Raw genomic sequence first — 10,352 nt, 5'->3', positions numbered from 1 at the left:
GCGCAGGACCGCCGCGACGGCGGCCGCGTCCACGGCGTCGTCGAAGTCCACCGTGGTGATCACGCTCGAGCGGTCCTCGGGGCGGGCCACGAACGGGGTCGCGAAGGTCGAGGCCTCGGCCCAGTCGTAGACGAGGTCGGAGGAGGTCCTCGTGCGGGTCGCGGCCCAGGCCATGCCGCCCTGCTCGTTGAGCCAGCGGAGCTGCTCGTCGAGCAGCACCAGCGTGGCCAGGGCGGGGGTGTTGTAGGTCTGGTTCTTCCGGGAGTTCTCGAGCGCCGTGGTGAGCCGCAGGAAGTCGGGGATCCAGCGCCCGGAGGCGCCGATCCGCTCGATCCGCTCGACCGCCGCGGGGGAGAACGCGCCCAGCCACAGTCCGCCGTCCGAGCCGAGGTTCTTCTGCGGGGAGAAGTAGTAGACGTCCGTGGCGGCGACCTCCGCGGCCATCCCGCCGGCGGCCGAGGTCGCGTCCACCAGCACCAGGGCGTCGTCGGCGATGCCCGCGGGCCGGTGCACGGGGGCGGCGACCCCGGTGGAGGTCTCGTTCTGGGGCCACGCGTACACGTCCACGCCCTCTTCCGCGCGGGCCTCCGGGCGGGTTCCGGGGGCGGACTCCACGACCGAGGAGGCCTCCAGGAACGGGGCGCCGTCGGTGGCCTGGGCGAACTTCGCCCCGAACTCCCCGAACACCAGGTGCTGGGCCCGCCGCTCGACGAGCCCGAAGGCGGCCGCGTCCCAGAACGCGGTGGCCCCGCCCAGGCCCAGGAGCACCTCGTGGCCGTCGGGGAGGCCGAGGAACTGCGCGAGGCCCTCGCGCACCGAGCCCACGAGCTCCTGCACCGGCGCCTGGCGGTGGGAGGTGCCGAGCAGGGCGGCCCCCGCCCGGGACACGGCCTCGACCTGCGCCGGGCGGATCTTCGAGGGACCGGCGCCGAACCGGCCGTCGGCGGGCAGCAGGTGCTGGGGGATGGTGACGTGTGCGGGCAACGGGCGCTCCCTCGTGGGTGACGTGCGGCAGGTGGCGGGCGGCGTCCTGAGGCTCGCGCCGTCCTCGCCTCGGCCCATTCTGCCCCACCCCCCGGGCGACGGGCCCTGCGGCGCCGCGTCTCCGTCCGGGCCGCCGCGGGGCGTGCGCACTAAGCTCGTGCGGGTAGACCGGTCCGGGCGGGATCCCCGGACCCGGACGGCCGGACGAAGGATGACTGAGGCATGAGCGAGCTGATCGACACCACGGAGATGTACCTGCGGACCGTTCTCGAGCTCGAGGAGGAGGGGATCACGCCGATGCGGGCGCGGATCGTCGAGCGCCTCGACCACTCCGGGCCCACGGTCTCGCAGACGGTGTCCCGGATGGAACGGGACGGTCTGCTGACGGTCGGCCCGGACCGGTCGCTGCTGCTCACCGAGCTGGGCCGGGAGCGGGCCGTGCAGGTGATGCGCAAGCACCGGCTGGCGGAGCGGCTGCTCGCCGACGTCATCGGCCTGGACCTGGCCCAGGTCCACGACGAGGCGTGCCGCTGGGAGCACGTGATGAGCGAGCAGGTCGAGCGGCGGCTCGTGGAACTCCTGCACAGCCCCCGGTACTCGCCCTACGGCACGCCGATCCCGGGCCTGGCGGCTCTCGGGGTCGAGGAGAGTCCCGCGGCGGCCCACCCCTCCCTGCTCGACGCGGCCCGCCACGACCCGGAGGGCTCGCACACGGTGGCGCTGCTGCCGGAGGTGGTGCAGGCGGACGCGGACCTCCTGCGCGTGCTGAGCGACGTGGGCGTGCTCACGGGCGCGGAGGTCAGGGCCGGGGTGGACGGGCAGACCGTGCGGATCGAGGTCCCGGCCACGGGGCGCTCCGCGGAGGTCGACCTGCGCACCGCCGCGGCCATCCGGGTCCTCGCCCGCTGAGGTCCGCACGAGGTCCGGGAGGCCGACGAGCGGTTCCCGGGAGGGGCCTGCAACGGGCCCTGAGACCGGTCGTCCCCGGGTGTGGGGACGTTCACAAGGCACTTTCGTCCAGGTCGTGCCGATCCGGCCCGTGGGAGCACTCCGCCCTGGTGGGAAGCGGGTTCTCGCGGCCTCCAACCCCACTCCACACCATGTCACGGACGCACATTAATCGGAGTCAAGGTCTCAATAACGGCTCATTGAGAGCTGCTGAGTGTCCCGTTCGTTATCCGTCGTGATCAAAACGTGACACTTCCGTAATCAGTCATGTACTGTTCAACGCGTGCCGATCACTGGTCGGATCGGCGCCCACGGAGCACATCGCCGAATTCTGCCGGTGCCCGTGGCCTCTACACAGAAACTGCTTGGCAGAAGCGGGGGAACCATTTTCGGTCCCGGTGATCCGGGTCCTTGGGGTTAAGTCGTCAGAGCGCACGCGCTCTGCGACCGGGTGTCTCCCACCCGAATCCGACAGCTCACCTCGTAGGCAAAGGGAGGAACTCAACCATGTCGCTTTTCCAGCAGAACGCTGCCCGCCACCGTGCCGAGACCACCTCGCACGCCGTGCGCAACACCACCATCGCCGCGGCTGCCGCCGGCGCCGCGATGCTCGGCTCCGTCGCTCCGGCCCAGGCGTTCGCCCAGGCTCCCGTCGAGACCGGTGCGGCCTACTCGGCCCCGGCCTCCGCCTCGCTGACCCAGTTCGCCTCGTACACCTACCAGGCCCCGGTCGCCGCGCAGCCCGCCGCCCCGGCCTACGAGGCCCCGGCTCCGGCCCCGGCCCCGCAGCAGACCGCCGCCACCTCGAGCGTGACCCCGCAGTCCACCGTCAGCACCGAGATCTCCCCGGCCGCCGGCGGCATCGTGGGCACCGCCCACCAGGGCATCGGCTCCGGCTACGTCTTCGGCGGGACCTCCTACGGCGCCTGGGACTGCTCCGGCTTCACCCAGTGGGTCTTCGCCCAGAACGGCATCGACCTGCCCCGCACCACCTGGGCCCAGTTCGCGGCCGGCACCCCCACCGCCAACCCGCAGCCCGGTGACCTGGTCTCCCAGAACGGCGGCTCCCACGTCGGCATCTACATCGGCGCCGGCAAGATGATCTCCGCGCTCAACCCGAGCCAGGGTACGCAGATCCACTCCGTCAACGCCATGCAGCTGGACGGCTACTACAGCATCTGATCCGGCCCGCCGCCCGGGACGAGCACCTCGTCCCGGGCGGCCCCGGTCGCCCCCTCGCAGTTCCTCGCGCGCCGCGAGCCGCTCTCCCGGTTCCCGGCGGCGTCCGCCGTCCGCCCGGACGGCACCCCTCCTCCGCTCGCCCGGCCGTCGTTCCCGATCCCGGAACGCAGCCCTGCCGGACATCCGCTCACCCCGTGCACCGTCCGGGGTGATCCGTGCTGTCACCCGCGCCCTCCGGCAGGCCCGGCTCCGACAGAAAGTCGTCTGAACTCCTCATGACCCGTGACCTGACCCCCTCGAACGGCATCGGCTCGATCTTCTCCGGCAAGGCCCGCACCGTGGCCGCCGTGGCCGCCTTCTCCGGCCTCGCCCTCGCCACCACCGTCTCCGTGCAGGCCGCTCCGGCCCCGGAGGCCACCGCCGACGCCCCGCTCTCCGCCGTCGCCGCCGCCGCCCCCACCGCGGCGCCCACCGTGTCCCTCGAGCCGGTCGCCCACGTGACCAAGACCGCGAAGGACCAGAAGGGGCAGGCCGAGAAGAAGACGGCCGAGAAGAAGACGGCCGATAAGAAGACCGAGCAGAAGGTCCAGGCGCCGGCCGTCGCGGCGCCCGCCGTGGCCGCTCCTGCCCCGAAGGCCGTGGCCGCTCCCGCTCCGGCCGCCGCTCCCGCTCCGGCCGCCGCTCCCGCGGCGGAGCCGGTCGTCCAGGCCGCCCCGGCCCCCGCTCCCGCCGTGCAGGCGGCTCCGGCTCCGAAGCCGGCCCCTGCCCCTGCTCCGAAGCCTGCCGTGCAGGCGGCCCCGGCCCCGAAGCCGGCCCCTGCCCCTGCTCCGAAGCCTGCCGTGCAGGCGGCCCCGGCCGCCGAGCGCACGGTCACCCCGCAGAGCTCGTCCTCCGGCAAGGGCGCGACCATCTCCTCCGCCGCCATGGGCCAGCTCGGCGTCGCCCAGGACTGCACGGCGCTCGTCACGAACGCCCTGCGCGCCGCCGGCATCAACCACCACGGCTGGCCGGCCTCCTACCTGAGCCTCGGCACGCAGGTCTCCGCCGGCCAGGCGCAGCCCGGCGACCTCGTCTACTACGCCGACGGCGGCATGGGCTCGGCCCACATCGGCGTCTACATCGGCGGCGGCAAGGCCGTGCACGGCGGCTGGAACGGCGGCACGACCGTCGTCGACAGCGTCAACGTGGGCTCCGGCCCCGTCTACGTCCGCGTGCGCTGACCGCACGCGAGAGCACCGCTTCGGGTGCGCGGTTCCTGGTCGGCCAGACGGGAACCGCGCACCCGCTGTCGTCCCGGCGGCCACCACGGCGGCGGATAGACTGGTCCCATGTCCACCGACTACAGCCGCAGCGCCCGCACGAGCCTCGACCGTGAGTACGCCTACATGGCCTACGGCATGATCGGCGGCGCCGTGCCCGGCATCGTGGCCGGCTTCGTCGTCGCGGCCTTCGTGGGCCACGTGGCGATGTGGCTGTCCGTCCTGGGCGGCGTCGGGATCGTGCTCGGCCTGGTCACCGGGATCGTGCTGCACCGGAGGCGGCACGCCCCGGACGGGATCCGGGAGTCCGGGGAGCGCGGCTCAGCGCCGGAATGACGTGCTCGCGCAGCAGCGGGGCGAGATCCGCCGGCAGCGCCGCCGAGGACTCCCCGTCCACCGGCTGCCAGCGCAGCTCCTCGATCTCCGCGAGCGGCACGGGCCGTCCCGTGAGCGGCGCCGTGAACACCGTGCACCGCACCCACGTGCCGGCCTCGTTCGCCGCCGGCGCCTCGAACACCCCGAGCGGCTGCAGCTGGGCGGTGTCCAGCCGCAGGCCGACCTCCTCCGCCGTCTCCCGGACGGCCGCCGCCGCGGCGGACTCGCCGGGGTCGAGCTTGCCCCCCACCAGCATGTAGCGCTCCGTGCCGCGCTTGCGCACCGTGAGCAGTGCTCCGTCGTCGTCCCGCAGGCACACGGCGGTGATGGTGAGGACGTCGGCGCCCGCAGGGGGACCGGGGGAGGGCTCCCCGGCGGCCAGGCGCAGCCGGCCGATCTCGGCCTCGAGGTTGCGGACCGCCGCCGGGCCCCACCGGCGCCGCGCCTCGGCGGTCCGGAACAGCGGATGCCGGCCGAGGAGGTCCTCGAGCACGCGCAGCCTGGCCCGGGCGAACGCGGGGCCGGGCACGTGGGCGTACTCCTTCCGCACACCGGCCGCGTAGGCGGCGTAGCCGGCCGGGTCCGCGCCGAGCACCGAGAGGTCCGCGTCCAGCAGCACGGCACCGACGGTGTCCCCGTCCGGGACACGGTGCCCGAGGGTCAGCAGGACCAGCCGCTCGACCTCCGCAGCGAGCGGCTCCGGGAAGCCGGCGGCGGTCAGCCGGGTGCGGGCCAGCTCCGCCGACTCCCGCTCGTCCGCCCCGGGGCTGCCCCGGTAGACGGCGTCGTGGAACCAGGCGGCCAGCACCAGCGCCTCGCCGGCGCCGGGACCCGGTCCGGCGCCGGGCCGCAGCAGGTCGACGGCCTCGAGCACCGCGAGCAGGTGGGCGGGGCCGTGGTAGTGCCGGTGCGGCTCGCTCCACCGCTGCACGAGCTCCTCGCCCAGCGCCGGGTGCGCCGGGAAGCGGGCGGCCCACCGCCGCAGCAGCACCCGGGCGATCCGCTCCGGCCGCGCCCGGGCCGGCACGCGCAGCCCGCTGCGCACCAGCACGCGGGTGAGCTGCCGGCCGTCGACCGGCAGCGCGCCCGCGGTGACCGCCTCGTGGTACCGGCTCTCCGGCACGTCGTAGTGGTCCCGGTCGAACGCGCGCCGGGCCACGCCCAGCCGCTCCGCGAACGCGTGCAGCTCGTCGTAGGAGGTGTCGGAGACCAGGTGCGAGAAGTGCGTCCCGTGGGCGGGCCAGAGCGGCGGATCGATGTAGACGGGCATGCGACCGATCCTAGCCGCGGCCGGTTAGCGGGGGTCCGGGGGACCCCCTAGACTGTTCGCGTCGCCCCCGTAGCTCAGGGGATAGAGCACGGCTCTCCTAAAGCCGGTGTCGTTGGTTCGAATCCAATCGGGGGCACGCACGGACGCCCCGGACCGCACGGTCCGGGGCGTCCTGCTGCCCGGGACAGGACCGGTCGGCCCTCGCGCGGCCGGGAGCTCGGGTCACCGCCGGGGCCGCGGGTCCGGGGCGCCGGCGTTCCTCGACCGGCGACGCCGCACGGCCTCCACGGAGACGGTCACGGTCACCGCGAGCAGCAGCACGAGCAGCACCCAGCGGGCGATCACCAGCACGGAGGCCGTGGTCACGGCGGAGCCGTCCCCGGGATCCGCGAGCGCGGCGTCGATCGCCGCGTTGCCGGCCAGGGAGACGGCCGCGAAGCCGAGCACCACGGCCGAGCGCAGCCACCGGCGGGCGCGGGACGCGGTGTTGACCGCCACGAACAGCAGCCACGCCAGTCCCACGAACAGCGGGGCCAGCAGCCCCGAGGAGCGGTGCACCGCCTCGTACTGGGCGCGTCCCTGCTCGCCGAGCGCCGTGGCGAGCCGCTGGGCGTGCTCCTGGCCGAATCCTCCGGGCATCCACTCCGGGAGGCTCAGCCCGCCGGCCGCGGCGGCGCCGAAGCGGGGGAGGATCCAGGCGTGCACGTACAGCCACAGGATCGCCGAGACGGCCATGGCCACGCCCACCACGAGACCCGAGCTCGACCTCGTGGGCTCGGGCCGGAGCTCGCCGGGACCCGCCTCGTGCAGACGGGTCCCCCGGGCCGGCCCCGGTGCCGCCGTGCGGCCGCCGTGCTTGCGTGCCTTCTGTGCGCGTGTCAGTCCCATGTCCCCATTATCCGGTCGCGCGCCCCCCACCCCACGCCGGGACCGCGGGGTAGGCTGGGGCCACCCGAGCCGGTCCATCGGAGCGCACGGGGGGCGGACCGGTCGACGACGACCGGACGCTCGACGAGGACGACACGGAGGTGCCGGTCATGGAACTGTCCATCGGACTCCCGGACGGCCTGCTCATGCGGCTGACCGAGGGCAACGTGCTCACGCTGTTCGAGAAGGACCACGAGACGGTCCGCCGCACGGTGGACTGCTCCGTCCTCGGCGGCGCCCCCATCGCCGACATGGTGTGGTCGCACAAGCTCTCGGCCGTGATCGTGGCGGTGCCCTCCCTGCACCGGCTCTTCCGCTGGGACCCGTACACCGACGTGCTCTACGAGTTCGCGGGCACGGGCGAGTCCGGGCGGCGGGACGGGAAGGCGGCGCAGGCCAAGTTCGCCGCCACCGTGTCCATCACCGAGGACGGCAGCGGCACGCTGTGGCTCATCGACCGGGACTCCTCCTGCCTGCGCTGCATCGAGATCGACACCGACAAGCCCGACGGCGGCCCGCAGGTCTGCACCGTGGTGGGCCGGGCCGGTGCGGGCTTCGCGGACGGGCCCGCGGACCAGGCGCAGCTGGACCACCCGGAGGACCTGCAGATCCTCTACGACGGGTCCATCGTGATCGCCGACACCGGCAACGACGCCATCCGGCACCTCGACCCCGCCACCCGCGAGCTCGACACCGTCTACGGGGGAGGCGCCGAGGGCTCCGTCGAGTTCGACGACGACATCGAGCTGCAGCGGCCCGTGCGGGTCACGGTCGCCGACTCCGAGCTGTGGGTCGAGGACGACAACGGCCGGCACCGGCTCGAACTGCACTTCGTCTGAGAGCCGTCCCGGGCCGGCTGTCACCGGGCCTCGGTAGACTGGGCCCACGATGGACTACCTCTTCGACAACCCGCTCCTGCCCTCCGCCTCCGCGGCCCGCCCCGGCGACGACGCCCGCCCACGGCGCGGCACCGTCTCCGCCGACGCGCTCGTGGAAGGGCTCAACGACCCGCAGCGGGCCGCCGTGGAGCACGCCGGCTCGCCGCTGCTGATCGTCGCCGGCGCCGGCTCCGGGAAGACCCGCGTGCTGACCCACCGGATCGCGCACCTGCTGGCCACCGGCCGCGCCCACCAGGGCGAGATCCTGGCCATCACGTTCACGAACAAGGCCGCCGCCGAGATGCGCGAGCGCGTGGTCGAGCTGGTGGGGGACGGCGCGAGGTCCATGACGATCTCCACCTTCCACTCCTTCTGCGTGCGCGTGCTGCGGCGGGAGGCGGCGAGCGTGGGCCTGAAGTCGACCTTCTCCATCTACGACTCCGCCGACTCCCTGCGGCTCATCACCCTCGTGGCCAAGCAGCACGACCTCGACCCCAAGCGCTTCGCGCCCAAGAGCATCCAGCACCGGATCTCCGCGCTGAAGAACGAGCTCGTCGACGACGAGACCTACCTGTCCCGGGTCTCCGAGACCGACCCCTTCGAGAGCGCCGTGGCCCAGGTCTACCGCGGCTACACCGAGCGGCTGCGCGCGGCCAACGCCATGGACTTCGACGACCTCATCAGCCAGACCGTGCACATGCTGCGGGCGTTCCCGCAGGTCGCCGAGTACTACCGGCGCCGGTACCGGCACGTGCTCATCGACGAGTACCAGGACACCAACCACGCGCAGTACGCGCTGGTCCGGGAGATCGTGGGGACCGGGGCGGACGCCGCGGCCGGTGCGGGGGCGAGCCCCGTGCCGCCCGCCGAGCTGACGGTCGTGGGCGACTCGGACCAGTCGATCTACGCGTTCCGCGGGGCGGACATCCGCAACATCGTCGACTTCGAGCAGGACTACCCGCAGGCCCGCACCATCCTGCTGGAGCAGAACTACCGCTCCACCCAGAACATCCTCACGGCGGCCAACGCGGTGATCGCCAAGAACACGGGCCGCCGGGACAAGCGGCTGTGGACGGCCTCCGGAAGCGGCGAGAAGATCACCGGCTACGCCGCCGAGAACGAGCACGAGGAGGCCCGCTTCATCGCCGAGGAGATCGACCGGCTCCAGGACGAGGACGGCTACCGCCCCGGCGACGTCGCCGTGTTCTACCGCACCAACGCGCAGTCGCGCTCCCTCGAGGAGATCCTCATGCGCGTGGGCCTGCCCTACAAGGTGGTGGGCGGCACGCGCTTCTACGAGCGCAAGGAGATCAAGGACGCCCTGTCCTACCTCCGCGCGATCGTGAACCCGGACGACGACATCAACGTCCGCCGGATCGTCAACGAGCCCAAGCGCGGCATCGGCGACCGGGCGGAGGGCGCCGCCGCGGCGCTCGCCGAGCGCGAGCGGGTCTCCTTCATGGCCGCGCTGCGCCGCGCCGACGAGGCGCCCGGCATGGCCACCCGCTCGCTCAACGCGGTCAAGGCCTTCGTCCAGCTCATGGACGACCTCGCCTCGGTGGCCGAGGGGTCCGGCGCCGCCACCGTCCTCGAGGCCGTCCTGGAGCAGTCCGGCTACCTCGCCGCGCTGCGCCAGTCGCAGGACCCCCAGGACGAGTCCCGGGTGGAGAACCTCGCGGAGCTCGTGGCCGTGGTCCGGGAGTTCGAGCGGGACCACCCGGACGCCGGGCTGCCCGAGTTCCTCGAGCACGTCTCCCTCGTCGCCGACGCCGACCAGATCCCGAACCGGCCCGCCGCCGGCACCGAGGGCGGCCCGAGCGCCGAGCAGATCGCCGCGGAGGTGGCCGAGGCCCGCGCCCAGGGCGTGGTCACCCTCATGACCCTGCACACCGCCAAGGGCCTCGAGTTCCCCGTGGTCTTCCTGACCGGCATGGAGCACGGGCTGTTCCCGCACCAGCGCTCCCTCACCGACGCGAAGGAGATGGAGGAGGAGCGGCGCCTCGCCTACGTGGGGCTCACCCGCGCCCGCGAGCGCCTCTACCTCACCCGTTCCGAGTTCCGCTCCATGTGGGGGCAGTCCCAGTACAACCCGGCCAGTCCGTTCCTCGACGAGATCCCGGCCGAGCTCCTGGACTGGAAGCGGGAGGGGTCCGCTGCCCCGGCGTCCTGGGGCTCCGCGCTGCACGGCGGATCCGGGCAGCGGGACCCGATGCGCGGCTCGTACTGGGGGGCCGCGGCGGCGTCGAACGCCGCTTTCGAGCGGATGGCCCCGTCTCGGGCGACCACGGCGGGACGGGTCCAGCCGAACAAGGAGATCCCCAGCCTCACGGTCGGCGACACCGTGGACCACAAGGCCTTCGGCAAGGGCACCGTGGTCTCCGTCGAGGGCGCCGGGGACAAGACCGTGGCGAAGGTGCGGTTCGGGGCCGACGAGAAGCGGCTGCTGCTGCGCTACGCGCCGCTGACGAAGATCGGCTGACCGGTCGCGCGCCCGCACGCCGCGGAGCGGGCGCCGGTACGAGGAAGGAG

9 protein-coding genes, 1 tRNA gene and 1 riboswitch are annotated in these 10,352 nt (G+C 73.7%); of the genes, 7 read left to right on the top strand and 3 right to left on the bottom strand.

The window, feature by feature from the left end; translation table 11 throughout:
* Positions 1-984: phosphoserine transaminase (gene serC / locus ACFU0Y_RS14590; protein WP_380215247.1), on the bottom strand; the 984-nt coding region annotated here is incomplete at its 3' end.
* A gap of 222 nt (positions 985-1,206) precedes the next feature.
* Here serC and ACFU0Y_RS14585 point away from each other — a divergent pair.
* From ACFU0Y_RS14585 to ACFU0Y_RS14570, 4 genes are all read left to right on the top strand, one after another.
* Entirely contained in the window at positions 1,207-1,893 is a 687-nt protein-coding gene (locus ACFU0Y_RS14585; protein WP_380215246.1) for a metal-dependent transcriptional regulator, read from the top strand.
* A 351-nt stretch (positions 1,894-2,244) separates the two neighbouring features.
* A riboswitch (cyclic di-AMP (ydaO/yuaA leader) is annotated at positions 2,245-2,434 on the top strand.
* A gap of 5 nt (positions 2,435-2,439) precedes the next feature.
* Entirely contained in the window at positions 2,440-3,114 is a 675-nt protein-coding gene (locus ACFU0Y_RS14580; protein WP_380215245.1) for a C40 family peptidase, read from the top strand.
* Between the two features lie 275 nt (positions 3,115-3,389).
* Positions 3,390-4,334, top strand: coding sequence for an NlpC/P60 family protein (locus ACFU0Y_RS14575; RefSeq protein WP_380215244.1), 945 nt, complete (start codon positions 3,390-3,392; stop codon positions 4,332-4,334).
* Between the two features lie 108 nt (positions 4,335-4,442).
* The gene (locus tag ACFU0Y_RS14570; RefSeq protein WP_380215243.1) at positions 4,443-4,709 is read left to right on the top strand and encodes a hypothetical protein; all 267 of its coding nucleotides are present in this window, start codon (positions 4,443-4,445) and stop codon (positions 4,707-4,709) included.
* Here the strand turns inward: ACFU0Y_RS14570 and ACFU0Y_RS14565 are convergent.
* A complete protein-coding gene (locus ACFU0Y_RS14565) occupies positions 4,627-6,018 on the bottom strand; it encodes a DUF4031 domain-containing protein (protein ID WP_380215242.1) in 1,392 nt (463 codons plus the stop codon). The genes ACFU0Y_RS14570 and ACFU0Y_RS14565 overlap by 83 nt on opposite strands.
* A 63-nt stretch (positions 6,019-6,081) precedes the next feature.
* On the opposite strand from ACFU0Y_RS14565, the gene ACFU0Y_RS14560 reads away from it, so the two are divergent.
* A tRNA-Arg gene (locus ACFU0Y_RS14560) sits at positions 6,082-6,154 on the top strand.
* Positions 6,155-6,240: 86 nt separating this feature from the next.
* Here ACFU0Y_RS14560 and ACFU0Y_RS14555 read toward each other — a convergent pair.
* Complete coding sequence (locus ACFU0Y_RS14555) at positions 6,241-6,906, bottom strand: hypothetical protein (protein ID WP_380215241.1); 666 nt, start codon at positions 6,904-6,906, stop codon at positions 6,241-6,243.
* Between the two features lie 149 nt (positions 6,907-7,055).
* On the opposite strand from ACFU0Y_RS14555, the gene ACFU0Y_RS14550 reads away from it, so the two are divergent.
* The gene (locus tag ACFU0Y_RS14550) at positions 7,056-7,784 is read left to right on the top strand and encodes an integrase (protein ID WP_380215240.1); all 729 of its coding nucleotides are present in this window, start codon (positions 7,056-7,058) and stop codon (positions 7,782-7,784) included.
* A 49-nt stretch (positions 7,785-7,833) separates the two neighbouring features.
* Entirely contained in the window at positions 7,834-10,302 is a 2,469-nt protein-coding gene (pcrA, locus tag ACFU0Y_RS14545; protein ID WP_380215239.1) for a DNA helicase PcrA, read from the top strand.
* Positions 10,303-10,352: the final 50 nt, after the last annotated feature.

The organism is Kocuria sp. NPDC057446 (genome assembly GCF_042802875.1).
Taxonomy (GTDB): domain Bacteria; phylum Actinomycetota; class Actinomycetes; order Actinomycetales; family Micrococcaceae; genus Kocuria.
Note: the sequence above shows the minus strand (reverse complement) of the source record. Positions and strands in the feature narration are given on the sequence as shown.